15 protein-coding genes are annotated in these 17,132 nt (G+C 59.5%); 11 read left to right on the top strand and 4 right to left on the bottom strand.

The window, feature by feature from the left end; translation table 11 throughout:
- Window positions 1–13: 13 nt before the first annotated feature.
- Both QMP16_RS12250 and QMP16_RS12245 read right to left on the bottom strand, forming a co-directional pair.
- On the bottom strand, window positions 14–337 hold the full coding sequence (locus QMP16_RS12250; protein ID WP_108860986.1) for a hypothetical protein: 324 nt from the start codon (window positions 335–337) through the stop codon (window positions 14–16).
- A gap of 88 nt (window positions 338–425) precedes the next feature.
- Window positions 426–1,259 (bottom strand): bifunctional allantoicase/(S)-ureidoglycine aminohydrolase, encoded by an 834-nt coding sequence (locus QMP16_RS12245; RefSeq protein WP_282152598.1) that lies wholly within the window; start codon window positions 1,257–1,259, stop codon window positions 426–428.
- Window positions 1,260–1,434: 175 nt separating this feature from the next.
- Here QMP16_RS12245 and QMP16_RS12240 point away from each other — a divergent pair, with 175 nt between their 5' ends.
- Window positions 1,435–1,791: a hypothetical protein gene (locus QMP16_RS12240; RefSeq protein WP_282152597.1), complete on the top strand. Its 357-nt coding sequence runs from the start codon at window positions 1,435–1,437 to the stop codon at window positions 1,789–1,791.
- A gap of 7 nt (window positions 1,792–1,798) precedes the next feature.
- Here the strand turns inward: QMP16_RS12240 and QMP16_RS12235 are convergent, their stop codons facing one another.
- Entirely contained in the window at window positions 1,799–2,734 is a 936-nt protein-coding gene (locus QMP16_RS12235) for a 2-hydroxyacid dehydrogenase (protein WP_282152596.1), read from the bottom strand.
- A 127-nt stretch (window positions 2,735–2,861) separates the two neighbouring features.
- On the opposite strand from QMP16_RS12235, the gene QMP16_RS12230 reads away from it, so the two are divergent.
- From QMP16_RS12230 to QMP16_RS12215, 4 genes are all read left to right on the top strand, one after another.
- Window positions 2,862–4,097: an acyl-CoA dehydrogenase family protein gene (locus QMP16_RS12230; RefSeq protein ID WP_282152595.1), complete on the top strand. Its 1,236-nt coding sequence runs from the start codon at window positions 2,862–2,864 to the stop codon at window positions 4,095–4,097.
- 11 nt (window positions 4,098–4,108) lie between these two features.
- Window positions 4,109–4,912, top strand: coding sequence for a thioesterase family protein (locus QMP16_RS12225; protein ID WP_282152594.1), 804 nt, complete (start codon window positions 4,109–4,111; stop codon window positions 4,910–4,912).
- A gap of 74 nt (window positions 4,913–4,986) precedes the next feature.
- Window positions 4,987–5,634, top strand: coding sequence for a DUF1007 family protein (locus QMP16_RS12220; RefSeq protein ID WP_282152593.1), 648 nt, complete (start codon window positions 4,987–4,989; stop codon window positions 5,632–5,634).
- The gene (locus tag QMP16_RS12215) at window positions 5,619–6,572 is read left to right on the top strand and encodes a nickel/cobalt transporter (protein ID WP_282152592.1); all 954 of its coding nucleotides are present in this window, start codon (window positions 5,619–5,621) and stop codon (window positions 6,570–6,572) included. Before QMP16_RS12220 ends, QMP16_RS12215 begins: the two co-directional genes overlap by 16 nt.
- On the opposite strand, the gene truA is transcribed toward QMP16_RS12215, so the two are convergent.
- Window positions 6,569–7,336 carry a tRNA pseudouridine(38-40) synthase TruA gene (truA, locus tag QMP16_RS12210; RefSeq protein ID WP_108860994.1) on the bottom strand — a complete coding sequence of 256 codons (768 nt, stop codon included), beginning with the start codon at window positions 7,334–7,336 and terminating at the stop codon, window positions 6,569–6,571. The two genes, QMP16_RS12215 and truA, sit on opposite strands and share 4 nt — an antisense overlap.
- Before the next feature lie 107 nt (window positions 7,337–7,443).
- Here truA and QMP16_RS12205 point away from each other — a divergent pair, with 107 nt between their 5' ends.
- The 6 genes from QMP16_RS12205 to ileS all read left to right on the top strand — a co-directional run bounded on the left by QMP16_RS12205 (window position 7,444) and on the right by ileS (window position 17,117).
- Window positions 7,444–8,859 carry a YcjX family protein gene (locus tag QMP16_RS12205; protein ID WP_282152731.1) on the top strand — a complete coding sequence of 472 codons (1,416 nt, stop codon included), beginning with the start codon at window positions 7,444–7,446 and terminating at the stop codon, window positions 8,857–8,859.
- The gene (locus QMP16_RS12200; RefSeq protein WP_282152591.1) at window positions 8,856–9,311 is read left to right on the top strand and encodes a GNAT family N-acetyltransferase; all 456 of its coding nucleotides are present in this window, start codon (window positions 8,856–8,858) and stop codon (window positions 9,309–9,311) included. The genes QMP16_RS12205 and QMP16_RS12200 overlap by 4 nt, the downstream gene beginning before the upstream one ends.
- Window positions 9,304–10,293, top strand: coding sequence for a YcjF family protein (locus tag QMP16_RS12195; RefSeq protein ID WP_282152590.1), 990 nt, complete (start codon window positions 9,304–9,306; stop codon window positions 10,291–10,293). The genes QMP16_RS12200 and QMP16_RS12195 overlap by 8 nt, the downstream gene beginning before the upstream one ends.
- A 54-nt stretch (window positions 10,294–10,347) precedes the next feature.
- On the top strand, window positions 10,348–11,058 hold the full coding sequence (locus QMP16_RS12190) for a VIT1/CCC1 transporter family protein (RefSeq protein ID WP_282152589.1): 711 nt from the start codon (window positions 10,348–10,350) through the stop codon (window positions 11,056–11,058).
- Window positions 11,059–11,341: 283 nt separating this feature from the next.
- A complete protein-coding gene (locus QMP16_RS12185) occupies window positions 11,342–14,041 on the top strand; it encodes a DUF2339 domain-containing protein (RefSeq protein WP_282152588.1) in 2,700 nt (899 codons plus the stop codon).
- A 163-nt stretch (window positions 14,042–14,204) separates the two neighbouring features.
- Complete coding sequence (gene ileS / locus QMP16_RS12180) at window positions 14,205–17,117, top strand: isoleucine--tRNA ligase (protein ID WP_282152587.1); 2,913 nt, start codon at window positions 14,205–14,207, stop codon at window positions 17,115–17,117.
- The last annotated feature ends 15 nt before the right edge of the window (window positions 17,118–17,132 follow it).

Below are 17,132 nucleotides of genomic sequence, written 5' to 3'. Positions count from 1 at the left end.
TTGTGACCTATGGTCAGTTGCAGCTGACCTGCGAAAAGAACTGACCCGAAATGTTCTGGTACATGCTGGCCACGATCGGTCTGCACCCGGTCGCTTGCTGAAAGGCGGCTATGGCCTGAATGGTGCGCAGGCGCGGCGGTGGGCCAAAGGGGTTCAGGTTGTTGTTGTCGCGCGTCGCACGGTATACGACCGGAGCGTCCGAGACCTGTGTCACCGCCCAGGTGCGGCTCATGACAAAAACCTGCTTGGTTTCTTCCTTTGCGGCAACAGGCGTTGCATCAAATGCCGTCAAACCAATCGCAGCAGCCAGTGCCAGCATCGTTACACGCAGTACCATTGAACAATCTCCAGTGCTAAAATCCGCTGTCATTTCACCAGATTCACGCGCTTCTGTGAACCCCTGACCGAAAAAAGCGTTTAAAAGCCTAGCGTTTGGACAACATCAGCGGCATGTGCCGGTTCACATCCTTGTAAAGCAGATAGCGAAAGCGACCAGGTCCGCCCGCGTAGCAGGCCTGCGGGCAGAAGGCGCGCAACCACATGTAATCGCCGGCCTCTACCTCGACCCAATCCTGGTTAAGCCGATAGACCGCCTTGCCTTCCAGCACGTACAACCCGTGTTCCATGACATGGGTTTCGGCAAAAGGAATCACGCCGCCGGGTTCGAAATTGACGATGTTGACGTGCATGTCATGACGCAGATCCTGCGGATCGGTGAAGCGGGTCGTGGACCAGCGCCCCTCAGTTCCGGGCATCACGACAGGCGATACATCGCGCTCATTTGTGATGATCGGATCTGGAGCAGGCAGGCCGGGAACGGCTTCATAGGCTTTGCGAACCCAGTGGAATCGGGCGGTTTTTTCGGCGCGGTTGTGCAGGGTCCAGTCCGATCCCGACGGGATATAGGCGTATCCACCGGTATCGAGGACATGCTCAGTGCCACCCAATGTCAGGGTCACTTTACCTTCGACCACAAAGAGAACACCCTGCGCCTTGGCGTCTGTTTCAGGGTGGTCGCTGCCGCCGTCGGGCTGAACTTCCATGATGTATTGCGAAAACGTCTCGGCGAATCCGCTTAGGGGGCGGGACAGGACCCAAAGCCGTGTGCCTTCCCAGAACGGCAGGTTGCTGGTGACGATGTCGCGCATGGTGCCTTTGGGGATAACCGCATAGGCTTCGGTAAACATGGCGCGGTCGGTCAACAGCTGGTCTTGTCCGGGGTGTCCGCCTGTGGGCGCATAATAGGTGGGCTGTGCCATTTCATGCCTCTGGTTCGTGTTTGGGGCACTATGCGGGGATTGGCCCGATGGTCCTAGCGCCCGAGTCACGATAGGTTATTTCGGTATTATTTGAAGGTCGGCCAGCGGGGCTTGGCCCCCGTTCCCCAGCGGTATAGTCTTGTGACCAAACTTATTTCAGCAAGGCGAGAAGATCATGAAAGCCTGGATTTCACCTTTTTTTGCAGCAGCCGTTGTGATCGGCGCGGTTTCACTGGCACAGGCCAAGCCACTTTCGAGAATCATCGCAGAAATGGGGTTGAGCCCCGAAGACTATAGTGTCGTCAACGCCACGACCAATGCGATGTTGGCAGATGGAACGCCTCAGGTTGGAACCGAACGCAACTGGTCGAACGACGACACCGGATCAAAAGGCACTGTTCGGGTGCGCGAGGTCCGGGACAATTGCGTGCATCTCCAGCATTTCATCGTGCCCGCCGGGGCCGAACAATCACGCGAAGTCAGAACCCGCAATTGCCGGGACGCCGGCGGGAACTGGGTTCTGACGCCCTGATTTCGACTCAGTAGCCGCGTGTGCGGTCGACTTCGTGCAGTAAGGGCTTCCCTGCGGACAACCGTTGGAAATTCTCGGCAACGTCCGCCAATGCTTCACCTAAGTGCCAGCCAGAAACATGCGGAGTGATTGTGACGCCCGGGTGTGCCCAGAGCGGACTGTCTGACGGTAAGGGTTCTGTACTGGTTACGTCCAGAACGGCGTGGCCAGGCGTTCCGCGGTCCAAGGCTTCGATCAGAGCATTTTCGTCAATCAGATCACCACGCCCTGCGTTCAACAGCTGACTGCCGGGCTTCATGGCGGCCAGCATCTGCACATCGAACAAGCCGAGTGTTTGCGGCGTGGACGGCAGAATGGCGCAAACGTGGTCGCATTGGCCAAGCAACGTGGGCAACGCATCCTCGCCGTGCAGGCAGGTGACACCTTCGATCTCTTTCGGGGATCGGCTCCATCCCATGACCTGAAAACCGATGGCGCGCAGCATCCTGGCGCTGCGGGCACCAATATGGCCCAGACCCAGAACGCCCACTACGGTGTCCGGCGTGAATACCGGCGCTTTGGGCACCCATTCTGCCTTGCGCTGGGCTGCTTCGTGAAATGCCATGTTCCGTTGATGGTGAAGGACATAGGCGACGAACCACTCGGCAATGCCCTGCGCCGGCGCATCGGGCTTGAGACGTGCGATACGGACGTGATCGGGCAGGCTCGGGTTGCCAACAATCGTTTCGACACCTGCGCCCAGTTTCTGGACCAGTTGCAGGTTTGGCAGCCGTTTGGGGTGGTCGTTGTTCAGGCCGACAACAGCGACCATGGTGATTTCGCTTGCATCTCCAATCGTTTCCCGGGTTCGCACATCCGCGCCGGGGTGTATGTTTCGGATCGTTTTGGCGATGTCATCATCGCTTATCCAGTCGGTCAGACCGGTTTCGATCAATAGCGCCATGAATCACCCCCGCAATTTCATTTTGATTGAGTTGACGTTCCGTCACACAGCTAGACATTCTATCGGCAGCTAAGTCATTCTCTGTTCAAAGGTAAAGCCCGCTCTTTGGGCCTGAGGAGGAAAGCTCATGAACATGTCATTCGGTCTGCGCGAAGAAAACCGCGCGCTGCTGCAACGTGTGGCAGATATGATCCGGGATGAGATCATGCCGCTGGAAGAAGAATACCAGGCCGAAATCGATAAGGGCGACCGCTGGCAATACACCGAACGTCAGGCTGAAATCCTGGAAGGGTTGAAAGCCAAAGCCAAGGCTGCCGGACTTTGGAACTTCTGGCTGACCGACAGCGACAAGGGCTTTGGCTTGACGACGGTCGAGTATGCTTACTTCGCCGAAGAGATGGGCAAAACTCCCCTTGGGGCCGAGGTGTTCAACTGTTCGGCCCCCGATACCGGTAATATGGAAGTGTTCGAGCGCTACGGCACGGGCGAGATGAAAGAGCAGTGGCTGAAACCCCTGCTGAACGGCGATATCCGGTCCGCGTATTTGATGACGGAACCGGATGTGGCGTCATCGGATGCCACGAACGTGTCGATGTCCTGTGTGCGGGATGGGGATGACTTTGTTCTGAACGGGGAAAAATGGTGGTCATCGGGGGCGGGTGATCCACGGTGCAAGGTCTATATCGTCATGGTCAAGACGGCAGGCGACGAGCAACCCAAACACAAGCGGCAGTCGATGATTGTTGTGCCTGCCGATGCGCCTGGGATTGAGATTCTGCGACCGATGCAGGTTTACGGCCACGATGATGCCCCGCACGGCCACATGCATATTCGCTTTACCAACGTTCGCGTGCCGGCAGAGAGCATCCTGTTGGGCGAAGGGCGCGGGTTCGAGATCGCGCAAGGCCGCCTTGGGCCCGGCCGTATCCACCACTGTATGCGCGCAATCGGTCAGGCTGAAACGGCGTTGGAACAGATGTGCAAACGGTCGCTGCAGCGCGAAGCCTTCGGCAAGAAACTGGCGCAGCTGGGGGCGAATTTCGATATTATCGCCGAATGCCGGATGGAGATTGAAATGGCGCGCCTGCTGTGCCTGAAAGCTGCCTGGTACATGGATCAGGGCGATGCCCGCGCGGCGGCTCCCTGGATCAGCCAGATCAAGGTCGTCGCCCCGCGTGTCGCACTCAAAGTCATCGATGAGGCCGTTCAGATGTTCGGCGGGCAGGGGGTCAGTCAAGACACGCCGTTGGCGACGGCCTGGACCCATGTGCGTACTTTGCGGCTGGCCGATGGGCCTGATGCGGTACACCGCCGTCAGGTGGCGCGGGCCGAGTTGAAAAAGCACACGCAGGAAAAAGTCTGAGGTTTTAGGTGGTGTTGAATCCAGATCTGAAGGAACAATCCTATTTCCACGTTCGGGCTGACGGAGCTTTTGTCGGCAATGATCCCGCGCGCGGGCCGTGGTCTGCGGATCATTGCCATGCGGGCCCGGTCGCGGGGCTGATCGTTCGTGCAGCCGAAACAGAGGTTGGGTCGGAAAAGATGCTGACACGGCTGACCGTGGACTTGCTGCGCCCTCTGCCGCTGACGGGTCTGCGGGTGGCCGCGGAGACGACGCGCCATACCAAAACGCTGGCCACAACCCGCGTCACGGTGCACGATCTGGACGATACGCTGTGCGCTACGGCCACCACAATGCACATGGTGCGTCGCGATTTGGGGTCGGTTCCGAACATCACGTTGCCGACGCCCGAACTCGACGATGCGGTGACCGGCCCGTTTCCGATTGGCGAAACGCGCCATGACCTGCCGGGGTTCGCAAACCATTCGGACATTCTCTACCCCAAGGGTGGCAACCAGAAAGCCGGTCCAAAGACAATCTGGATGCTCACCCCGAAGCTGTTGGAGGGCGAGGCGCAATCGCCGATTCAGGCGCTATGCCCGCTGGCGGATTGTGGCAACGGGATCTCGTGGAATGCACCGACGTCGGAGATGGGGTTCATGAACACTGATCTGACGGTCCAGATTCATCGTGAACCCAAATCGGACTGGTTGGCCTCGCAGTCCGCATCTCATTGGCAACCTTCAGGAATAGGGATGTCGCAATCGGTTCTGTTCGACACCGAAGGCCCGGTCGGAACAGCGTTGCAGACACTGGTTTTGTTCCCGCCGAAGTGACCGATTTGGCCGGTTCCTGCACGGGCCCGCCAAAACACGTTGCCGGGCACGGGCCAAGCCCCTATCTTTCGCCTATGCGATGGCTCATATCCCTTTTCTCCTGTTGCCTGCCGGTTCCGGCATTGGCCCACCCGCATGTCTTTATCGACACCGGGCTGGAATTCATTGTGGACGACAGCGGCCAGTTGACCCATGTCAGGGTAACCTGGGCGTATGATGAGCTTTTCTCTTTGTTTCAGTTGGAAGACATGAAACTGGATCAGGATTCTGATGGCATTCTGACCGAGAGCGAAGAAAAGTTTCTGTCCGGCTTTGATGCCCAGTGGGTCGAAGGATTTAATGGCGATATCGTGGTGTTCGCCGATGGCGCGCCGGTCGATTTGTCAGGGCCGATGGAGGCCAAAGCGACCACCGAGGATGGCCGTATCGTGACAACCCACCTGCGCGCGGTGGAAGGCGGCGGAGTGCCGGCAACCGCCGTCGTCGCCAAAGCATATGATGAATCCTATTACACGGCTTATGAAGTGACCCGCCCGGTGACGGTGTCCGGGCCCGCCGCTTGTCAGATCAGCCGGATTGACGCGGATATTGACGGGCAACTGGCGCAGATGCAGGCGTTCCTGCAAACCCTGGATGCCGACTACGACCTTGAAGAAAACGATATCCCGCTGGTCGGGGAAAACTTTGCGTCCGAGATCCGCCTTTCATGTCCAAGTACCTGATTATTCCTGTCGCCATCTCCATTGGTTTGCTGCTGTGGTTCTGGGGCAGCGGTGGCTTTGACCACTTGGCCGCATGGGCTGCGGGTGAGCAGCGCGAGTTCCAAAATCAGATCGCACGTTCCCTACGCGCAGCCCGCGCGGAACAGCCCGAGGCTGTAGCAACACTGCTGACGGTCTGTTTTGCCTACGGCTTTTTCCATGCCATCGGCCCTGGTCACGGCAAGGTTTTGATTGGCGGCTATGGGTTAGGACGCAACGTGGCGTTCCTGCGTTTGTCTGCAATCAGCTTGTTGTCCAGCCTGGGGCAGGCAGTCACTGCGGTTGTTCTGGTCTATGCCGGGGTACTGGTGTTCCAGATGTCCCGGGCAAGCCTTGTCGATACCACCGAACGGGTCATGGCTCCGATCAGCTATGGTGCTATCGCGGCGATTGGATTGTGGCTGATCTTTCGATCCATTCGCAGTTTCGCGCGACGTCATCGCAGCGAAAAAGCGCATCATCACGAGCACACACACGACCATCACCACCCGCACGACGAGGACCACAAACATCACGACCATGACCATGGCGTCTGCGCAGATTGCGGGCATCGCCACGGTCCCACCGCCGACGAAGTGGCCCAAGTCGGCAGCTTGCGCGAAGCTGCGGTATTGATAGCTGGGATTGCCGCGCGCCCCTGTACCGGAGCGCTGTTTGTGCTGATCCTGACCTGGCAGATGGGCATCGCAATGGTTGGCATTGCCGGTGCTTTCGCCATGGCTTTGGGCACGGCGACTGTCACAACGCTTGTCGGTTGGACCTCATTTGGTTTGCGCGGAGGACTGCTGGCCTTAGCCTCGGCGACGCGATTTGCCTCGGTTCTGGCTCCGACGATTGAACTGGTGTCGGGGCTGCTGATTGCCGTGATTGCAAGCGGTCTGCTGTTGCGCGCGATTTAATCGAACACGGGCTCCGGGTACCCGACCCGCGCCAGATACAGCCCTTGCGGCGGACACACCGGCCCGCAGGCGGCCCGGTCGGTGGCCTCCAACGCATCCCGTACATCTTCAGGCGACCATGTGCCGGCACCAACACGTTCAAGCGTTCCAACAAAGCTGCGCACTTGGTTGTGCAGGAAAGACCGGGCGCGAACGTGAAAATGAACCTCTGGTCCGGAAAAGCCTTCAACCTGTTCGACCCGCAACTCATCCAAGGTTTTGACCGGGCTTGCCGCCTGACAAATCGAAGACCGGAACGTGGTAAAATCATGCCGCCCGATCAGCATATCCGCGCCCGCCTGCATCGCGTCTACGTCCAGTTGATGGTTGATCCGCCAGACCTGCCCAGCGTCATGCGTAGCAGGTGCGCGGCGCATCAGGATGCGGAACAGGTATTGCCGTTCGAGCGCTGAAAACCGCGCATGCCAGTCATCGTCTACCCGTGCTGCCTTAACGATGGCAACAGGCTGCGGTTTAAGGTGATAGTTCAGCGCCTCAGACAGACGGAACGGATCCCAGTCCTTGATCAGATCACAATGCGCAACCTGTCCCAGCGCGTGCACACCCGCATCTGTACGCCCGGCCGCGGCAATAGTGTGATCGCCGGGTTGAATACATGACAAGGCCTGTTCGATTGCCCCTTGAACAGACGGCAATTCCTTTTGCCGCTGCCATCCGGCAAACGGCTCCCCCTGGTATTCGACTTTCAGCGCGTATCTAGGCATGGGCTGCTGGTAACGCGCCGTGCCGCAACGGGCAAGAGTGGGAAAGCGCTGGTATGTCCGACAGCCGCTACCTATCTTGGGAAAAACGAAAAAAGCGGGGCGACGGTTTGGTCATCTCATCTCTGGCAGACAGTCTGACGCGCGGCGTCGAATCCGTGGGTGACCGCGTGTCTGAGGCATTGTTTGAGCCGGTGATCCGACTGGGTGTCACCGGGCTGGCGCGTTCAGGAAAGACAGTATTCATCACGTCTCTGGTCGCGAACTTGCTGGACCGGGGGCGGATGCCGAGCCTCGTGGCGCAGCAAGAAGGGCGGATCAACGCGGCTTACCTGCAGCCGCAACCAGACGACACCGTGCCCCGGTTCGACTTCGAAAATCACTTGGCGGCGCTGACCGGGCCTCAGCCACACTGGCCCGAAAGTACGCGGGCAGTGTCAGAACTGCGTTTGTCTTTCAAAGCCCGTCCCGCGGGGCTTTTGTCAGGGTTGCAGGGACCACGCACTATTCATCTGGATATCGTGGATTACCCCGGCGAATGGCTGCTGGATCTGGCGTTGCTGGACAAAACCTATGAGGTCTGGTCGCAGGAAACACTGGAGCGCATCGCCAATCGCAATGAGGCGATGACCTTTCTGGCGCAGGCAAAGGCGGTTGACTCTTCTGACAGCCACGACGAACCAAAGGCCCAATCACTGGCCAAAGAATTCGCCTCTTATCTGAACGCAGCCCGCGATGCCGGGTTTTACGACTGCACGCCAGGGCGGTTCTTGCTGCCGGGCGATCTGGCAGGCTCGCCGGTGCTAACATTTGCACCCTTGCCGGTCGAGGGTCACGGCCCGCGACGCAGTCTGCACCGCGAGATGGCCCGGCGATACGAGGCCTATAAATCTCAGGTCGTGAAACCGTTTTTCCGCGATCATTTTTCCCGGATCGACCGTCAGGTGGTTTTGGTGGACGCGCTGGGCGCGATCCATAACGGGCCACAGGCGGTCGAGGATATGCGTCGCGCGATGGCCGATATCCTGTCGGCGTTTCGGCCCGGACGAAATGCGTGGCTTAGCCAGTTGTTGCTCGGCAAACGGGTCGAGCGCATCCTGTTTGCGGCCACCAAGGCGGACCATTTGCACCATCTTCAACACCACCGCCTGACCAATATCATGGAGGCCCTGACCCGCGAGGCGCGCGACCGTGCCAGCTTCGCCGGGGCCGAAACAGCGGCGCTGTCGCTGGCCTCGTTAAGGGTAACGACCGAGGAAATCCGCACCCATAACGGGGCCGAGCTGCCCTGCGTGCGTGGTACCTTGCTGGACAGCGGCAAGCAGGCTGCTTTCTATCCCGGTGATCTGCCCGAAGATCCGACGCATTTGCTTGGCCCGGCGCGCAACGGGTCCGAAGGCTGGCTGGGCGAGGATTATGAGTTCATGGCATTCGCGCCGGCACACCTGACACTGCGGCCCGGGGATGGCCCGCCACACATACGGTTGGACCGCGCAGCCCAGTTCCTGATCGGAGACCGGCTGTGAATGTCATTCTTCGCCCCGCCCGCAGCACGGATGCCGGTGCCACCGGAGAGATTTTGCATGGCTTCGCCCGTGAAAACGATTGGATGCCGGAACTGCACTCGCAGGCGGAAACCATCGCATTTTGTGGCCGTATGATTGAATTGGAATGGGTGACCGTGGCCGAAGCCGGTGACGGGGTGATCGGGTTTTTGGCGCTCAACGGTGCCGAAATCCACTCACTGTATCTGGCACCTGGCGCACGGGGGCGGGGGATCGGTCAGCAATTGCTTGAACATGCCAAATCGTGCCGATCCGAATTGTCATTGTTTGCATTTCAGGCCAACCATCCAGCGCGCCGGTTCTATGAGTGCAACGGCTTTGCCGAGGTTGCGCGCAGCAACGGCTCTGACAATGACGAGAACCTTCCGGACATAAAGTATGTCTGGAACAGTGAAGGAGCAGCCAATGGCTAAGGGGCCGGTTCTGATTGATCTGGAAGGTGATGAACCCGCGGCTGATGTGTCGCAAGCACCTCCGGTCCCGGATATTGCACAGCCTCAGGGTCAGGCGATGCAAGGTGCAGCGCGTTTGGCGGCGCGCAAACCTTCGGCTTTGTCGCGGTGGTTCTGGGGTTTGGCGCTTGCAGCGCTTGGGGCTGTTGTTTCAGTGGCGGCTTGGGACTTTGTGAATTCCCTGATTCTCCGCGCGCCGATCATAGGATGGGTGATTACGGGTTTGTTTGCAGCACTGGTGCTGGTCGCGTTGATCATCGCTGTGCGCGAGCTGGCCGCAATCGGGCGGTTGTCCCGTGTGGACGGGATGCGGCGCGCGGCAGATACTGCCTTGGCCGAAGATGATCTGGCGCAGGCGCGCGCAGTCACGAACCGATTGATCTCGTTTTACAAAGGCCGAGACGAAACCCGTTGGGGGCGCGATCGGCTGTCCGAACGGATCGACGAACAATTTGACGCGTCTGGTCTGCTGACCTTGGCCGAGGACGAGCTGCTGGCCCCGCTGGATGTCGCTGCCAGTCGCGAAGTCGAGGCTGCCGCGCGGCAGGTTGCAACGGTGACGGCGTTGGTGCCCTTAGCGCTTGCGGATGTTGCAACCGCGCTGGCCGCTTCGTTGCGGATGATCCGGCGCATCGCTGAAATCTATGGCGGGCGCGCAGGATTTTTGGGCAGTTGGCGACTGACGCGGGCCGTGTTCGTGCACCTTGTGGCCACCGGGGCCGTGGCCGTCGGGGACGACCTGCTGGAACCTGTGCTTGGGGGATCTATCCTTAGCAAGCTGTCGCGCCGGTTTGGCGAAGGGCTGGTCAACGGCGCGCTAAGTGCGCGGGTCGGGGTCGCCGCGATGGAGGTCTGCCGTCCGCTGCCTTTTTCGGATCGGCATAAGCCGTCGACCCGCGGCATCATCAAACGTGCTTTGGCTGGCTTGTTTTCCAAAACTTGACCTGACGCAAGGTGCAATGGTTGGCTGTCGTGCATAAGAGTGTCAGAGCCAGCCATGACCGATCACGGACACAGCCAGCAAGAGATTGCAGAACGCATCAACGCGCCACCGGGGCGCGGTGTTTTGCGGGATGTGGTCTATGGTGGGATCGATGGGTCCGTAACCACCTTTGCCATTGTGGCGGGTGTAGCCGGGGCGGGCCTGTCACCCTTTATTATCGTTGCGCTGGGACTGGCCAATGTACTGGCGGACGGGTTTTCCATGGCGGCGGGTAATTACTCGGGCACCAAGGCCGAGCTGGACAATATCCGCCGCATCCGGTCCATCGAAGAACGTCACATCAGACTATTCCCGGAAGGCGAGCGGGATGAAGTGCATGCGATCTTGTCGCAAAAGGGCCTGTCGGGGCGCGTGCTGGATGAGGCCACGGACGCCATCACAGCCAACCGCGAGAATTGGATCAATCTGATGATCGAGGGTGAATACGGATTGGGCAGCGTTGATCCGAACCCGTTCAAAGCCGCGATGGCAACGTTTTTAGCGTTTCTTGTGGCCGGCATGGTCCCGCTGCTGCCGTTTCTGCTGTCGTTCGATCGGGCCTTTCAGCTCTCGGTTATCATGACCATGGCGGTCTTCTTTATCATCGGAGCGTTGAAAAGCAGGTGGTCACTGGCTCCGTGGTGGCGGTCGGGTCTAGAGACTTTTGCGATCGGCGGCGCGGCCGCACTAATGGCGTATTTTGTTGGCTCGTTGTTCCATCCCTAGTGACCAGAAGTGTCGCTGGGCGCGCGGTGTAGATGGTTAGTTTTGTAAAGCCGATGATGGACGCGGATCTGATCCTGCGATGGTTAAATACCGTCGACGCCTGTTTCGCATCTGGTTCGATTGCCGCTGTGTTGGCCATCATCTGGTAGATGATGGCCAGACCGTCCCTTGGCCGGGGAAAAGGCGTCCTGAACGGCGTAGCCCGCAAAAAACACGGTTTTTCGGACTGTTGTGTAGATCGACACCCGGCTAGGTTGTCCGCACATTTGCCCGGAGGCTTCAGTTGGAATCGCTGCTCGTACTCGTTGGATTGATCGTTCTGGCCGTCCCGGTGGCCATCCTTGTTCTGTTGGTGTCGCAGGTCCGACTGCGCCGCCGGGTAGAGCAGCTTGAACAGCAGATTCGCGTGCTTGGTGGCGACCTGCCAGCGCCAGAAACAGTACCTGAATCGACGCAAGCGAGGGAAAAAAAGAGCTCTCCTTGGCCGGCAATCAAAACAGTACCACCCGAGGTCGAAACGAAAGAGGGCACCTCAGCACCTGAGCCACAAAAGATACCCCTCCCCGAAACGGCGAAGGACGATCGAATCGCCGCACTGAGCGCTTGGCTGCGCGAGAACTGGTTCTATGCGGTATCCGCCCTGTCTTTGGCGCTGGCGGGTGTTTTTCTGGTCCAATACGGGGTCGAAAGCGGGCTGTTGTCGCCAACGATGCGCGTCATTGCGGCCCTGATGTTCGGGGCGACGCTGATCGGTGCGGGTGAGGTGATCCGCCGGAAGTATGGCGATGACGAGTCTTCAGCCACGGCTTACCTGCCATCGGTCTTTTCCGGCGCCGGGCTGGTGACGCTGTTCGGCGGTTTGTTGGCGGCAAGGCAGTTGTACGATCTGATTGGTCCCGAAGCGGCCTTGATTGCCATGATCGCTGTTGCGCTTGTGGGGCTTGTTTTAGGCTGGTTCCACGGCCCCTTGCTGGCGGCCGTCGGTTTGATTGGTGCGTTTGCGTCTCCCTTCGTGGTGGGCGGGACCTCGACCGATCCCGGCTGGTTGTACGGATACTTCTTTGTGATTGCCGTCCTTGGATTGGGGATCGACACCGTACGACGCTGGGGGTGGATATCCGTTCTGACGCTAGTCGGGGCTTATTCCGCGTGCCTGCTGCTGGTGCTTTCGGCACCCGCGACCGAGCCGGCGTATCTTGTCGGCGTAACTGCATTGGCGGTCATCGTGATCGCGATCCCCGTGCGGCGGATCTGGCCGGATCACGAGGGGCGCATGATCAGCGAAATTATTGCGATCCAAAAAGGCCTCCAGTGGCCAGAGTTTCCCACCCGCCTTGCTTTTGGTTCGGTGACAATCACCACGGTAATCTTGGCGATACATTGGCCGGACTCGGCGGCAGAATTCTGGCTGGGTGTCATGCTGTTGGCTGGCCTGACACTGGGTTTGCTGACTTGGGCAAGCCAGGCGCGGGCCCTGCAAGACCTGACCATACTGCCAGCCGCTGGTCTAACTTGGTTCGTACTGATCCATGGGTGGGACAACGGCTCTGTCGCGCGCCGGTTCGCCGAAACCTATGCCGAAACCGCCGAGGCGGATTTCCCGTGGGCGGTCACCCTGTTGGTGGCACTGGGTGCATTGATCTCAGGCCTTGCAGCCTGGCGATCGTTTCGCGCAACCGAGTACCGGGCCGTTTGGGCGGGCGGTGCTGCAGTATTTGCACCGGTATTGGCAATCGCGCTGGAGCTTGGATGGCATCCCGCTGAGGTCATCGGAGCCTATCCGTGGGCGTTGCATGCAGTTGCATTGGCGGTGATGATGGTTGTTCTGGCCGGGCGTTTCGCGCGCGTCGACGGCGAAAACCGACTGCGGGCGGCTTTGGTGACCTTGTCGGCTTTGTCTTGCCTGACCTTTGCCTGCGTGATTGTCCTAAGTTCGGCTGCCCTGACAATTGCTTTTGTGGCCCTGATCGTGGCCGCGGCGGTGCTGGATTGGCGCTTTGATCTTCCACCAATGGGTTGGTTCATCTGGGCTGGCGTCTTCACTGTCACGCTCCGGCTTGTACTGAATCCCGGTCTGGATTGGGCAAACTCGGCACCGGTCGCGGAAATGGCGCTTGTCTATGCCACAGCCGCTGTTGGATTTCTGGCGGCCTGGGCCATCCTGCGACCATTGAACCGTCCGGTCATTGCGCTGCTTCTTGAAAGTGCGGCCTGGGCGACGGCGGGCATCTTGTTGTCCTTGCTGTTGCTGCGCTGGCTCGAAAGGTTTGGCAACGGCGGCGCCCACGACAGCCACTGGGGGCTGGGGCTTTTGTCCTTGATCTGGCTGCTGCTGGCCTGCGCGCAGGTGAGGCGGTTCGAATTGGGCGGAAAACTGAATTATGCGCGCTATGGGCTGGCGTTGTTCTTTGCGGCACATGGTGTTGTTCGCCTGGCGCAGGCGCTGACCGAGGCGAACCCATTGCTGAATGCCCAAGCTGATCCGGTTCTTGGGGTGCCAATATTGAATACCCTCGCCGTGGCTTACCTGTTGCCCGCCATTGTTTTGGCCCTGTCGGCTGCTTGGCTTCCAGCACTGCATCCGCGATGGAAACAGGGGTGCTTCGGTCTGGCGGCGGCATTGGTTGCGATCTGGCTTAGCCTGACCATTCGCCATGTCTGGCAGGGGGCCAGCGGTATGTATGAAGGCAATGGTGTCACCCAGCCCGAGCTTTATACTTACACTATGGCCCTACTGCTGATCGGTGCGGGGCTGTTCTACCAGTCACTCGCCCGCCGGTTGGACATGATGCGCAAGGCGGGGTTGGTCGTTATTGGGCTTGCCGTGGCCAAGGTGTTCCTGGTCGATATCGCTGGTTTGGGGGGGCTTATCCGGGTGTTCTCACTGCTGGCGCTGGGCCTCGCGCTGGCCGGTTTGGCGTGGCTGAACCGGTGGGCCATGCTGCGCCATTCGCCGCATGGGGCGGAACCTCTGGACCATTAGGCGTGGGCGTCCTATAAGCCCGGCATGTATGACCGGATGGCCATCATTATTCGAATTATATCCCCGGCGCTCTGATATCGCGAGACGCCGGGCAAAGGTGCTTGAGAATTCGCACTGACCGCTTCGATCCACACACGACAAGATCATCCTGAGGACGCCCCAAATGTGCGCCGACACGACCCAAACACCTGACTACAAAGACACGCTGAACCTGCCAAAAACCGATTTCCCCATGCGCGCTGGTCTGCCCAAGCGCGAACCCGCATGGCTGGATCGCTGGGAAGAGATCGGCGTGTATGATCGCCTGCGCGAAAAAGAAGGCCGCACGCCCTTCACCCTGCATGACGGCCCCCCCTACGCCAACGGTCACCTGCATATCGGCCACGCGCTGAACAAGACCATCAAGGACATGATTGTACGCAGCCATCAGATGATGGGTCATGACGCGCGTTATGTGCCGGGATGGGACTGCCACGGCCTGCCGATCGAATGGAAGATCGAAGAACAATATCGCAAGAAGGGCAAGAACAAGGACGAAGTGAACATCGTCGATTTCCGTCAGGAATGTCGCAAGTTCGCCGAAGGCTGGATCGACGTTCAGCGCGAAGAGTTCAAACGTCTTGGCATCACTGGCAACTGGCCCGATCCCTACATCACCATGGACTATCACGCCGAGGCTGTGATCGCCGATGAGTTCATGAAGTTCCTGATGAACGGCACGCTGTATCAGGGCTCAAAACCCGTGATGTGGTCGCCCATCGAAAAAACCGCTCTGGCCGAGGCCGAGGTCGAGTATCACGACAAGGAAAGCTTCACCATCTGGGTGAAATTCAAAGTCGTAAATGCGGGCGATCTTGATGACGCTTTTGTCGTGATCTGGACCACGACGCCATGGACCATACCGTCGAACAAGGCGGTCGTGTTTGGCAAGGATATCTCCTACGGCCTGTACGAAGTCACCGGCGCACCCGACGAATGCTGGGCCAGTGTCGGGGACAAGTTCCTGCTGGCGGACAATCTGGCCGCCGATGTGCTAGGCCGCGCGCGCCTGAACGACGATCAGTGGACTCGCGTGCGTGACGTAACCACCGATGAATTTGCAGGCGTCCAGTTGGCCCACCCGCTGGCTGGAGCCGAAGGTGGCAATGGCGAATGGGACGACATCCGCGACTTCCGCGCGGCTGAGTTCGTGACCGATACCGAAGGAACGGGCTTCGTCCACTGTGCACCCTCGCATGGTATGGAGGAATTCGAGCTCTACCGTGATCTGGGTATGCTCGAGCAGGTCATCACCTATAACGTGATGGACGATGGCTCGTTCCGCGCTGATCTGCCGTTCTTCGGTGGCAAGTACATCCTGTCCCGCAAGGGTGGCGAGGGTGACGCGAACAAAGCCGTCATCGACAAACTGGTCGAGGTCGGCGGGCTGCTGGCCCGTGGCAAGATCAAGCACAGCTATCCGCACTCGTGGCGCTCAAAGGCTCCGATCATCTATCGCAACACGCCGCAATGGTTTGCATCCGTTGACCGCAAGCTGGACGATGGCATGGGTGAGATGGGCGATACCATCCGCGAACGCGCGCTGCGCTCAATCGACGAGCTGGTGAAGTGGACGCCGCAGACCGGCCGCAACCGCCTGTATTCGATGATCGAAGCGCGCCCGGATTGGGTTCTGTCCCGCCAGCGCGCCTGGGGCGTTCCGCTAACCTGCTTCACCAAGAAGGGGGCCTTGCCCACCGACGCGGATTACCTGCTGCGCAACGAAGAGCTCAACGCCCGCATCAAGGCGGCGTTCGAGAAAGACGGCGCGGATATCTGGTACACCGACGGGTTCAAAGAACAGGTGCTAGATGGCATCGCCAACCCGGATGACTACGATCAGGTATTTGACGTTCTGGACGTGTGGTTCGACTCTGGTTCGACACATGCCTTTGTCCTGCGTGACCGTGAAGACGGAACCGAGGACGGCATCGCGGACGTTTACATGGAGGGCACCGACCAGCACCGCGGATGGTTCCATTCGTCGATGCTGCAGGCTTGCGGCACCAAGGGGCGTGCGCCGTATCGCAACGTTGTAACCCATGGCTTCACGCTGGATGCCAAGGGCAACAAGATGTCCAAATCGCTGGGCAACACCATCGTGCCGGAAAAGGTGATCGAGCAATATGGTGCCGATATCCTGCGCCTGTGGGTGGCTCAGACCGACTACACCGCCGACCAGCGGATCGGGCCGGAGATTCTGAAAGGCACCGCCGACAGCTATCGCCGCCTGCGCAACACCATGCGGTTCATGCTGGGCTCGCTGGCCGACTTCACCGAAGCGGATCGCGTCGCGCCTGAAGATATGCCGCGTCTGGAACGCTGGGTTCTCAGCCGTCTGGCCGATCTGGATGAGCAGGTGCGCAAAGGCTACGCGTCTTTCGACTTCCAGGGCGTGTTCAGTGCCGTATTCACCTTTGCCACCGTCGACCTGTCATCGTTCTATTTCGACGTCCGTAAGGATGCGCTATACTGTGACGGCGACACCCTGCGCCGCCGCTCGGCCAGAACCGTTCTGGATATCCTGTTCCACCGTCTCACCACTTGGCTGGCCCCGGTTCTGGTCTTCACCATGGAAGAGGTCTGGTTGGAGCGTTTCCCAGGCGATGACAGCTCGGTCCATCTGGTGGATTTCCCGGATACACCCGCCGATTGGCGCAACGCTGAACTAGAGGCCGGTATGTCTAAAATCCGTCGCGTGCGTCGTGCCGTGACCGCTGCGTTGGAAATCCAGCGTCAGGACAAGGTCATCGGGTCCAGCCTTGAGGCCGCGCCGATCGTGCATGTCGAAGACAGTGACACCCGCGACCTGCTTGCAACCTTTGACGTGGACGACATGTGCATCACGTCTGGCCTGACCGTTTCGGGCGACCCGGCCCCTGCCGAGGCATTCCGCGTGCCCGAAATCGAAGGGGTAGGTGTTGTCTTCGAAAAAGCAGATGGCCAGAAATGCCAACGATGCTGGAAAATCCTGCCGGACGTCGGTCGGCATTCCCACGCGGGTGTGTGTGGGCGCTGCGACGAAGCGCTGGGCTAAACAATCGAACCCCCG

Origin of the sequence: Ruegeria atlantica (assembly GCF_947495585.1) — a bacterium.
Lineage (GTDB): Bacteria > Pseudomonadota > Alphaproteobacteria > Rhodobacterales > Rhodobacteraceae > Ruegeria > Ruegeria atlantica_G.
Note: the sequence above shows the minus strand (reverse complement) of the source record. Positions and strands in the feature narration are given on the sequence as shown.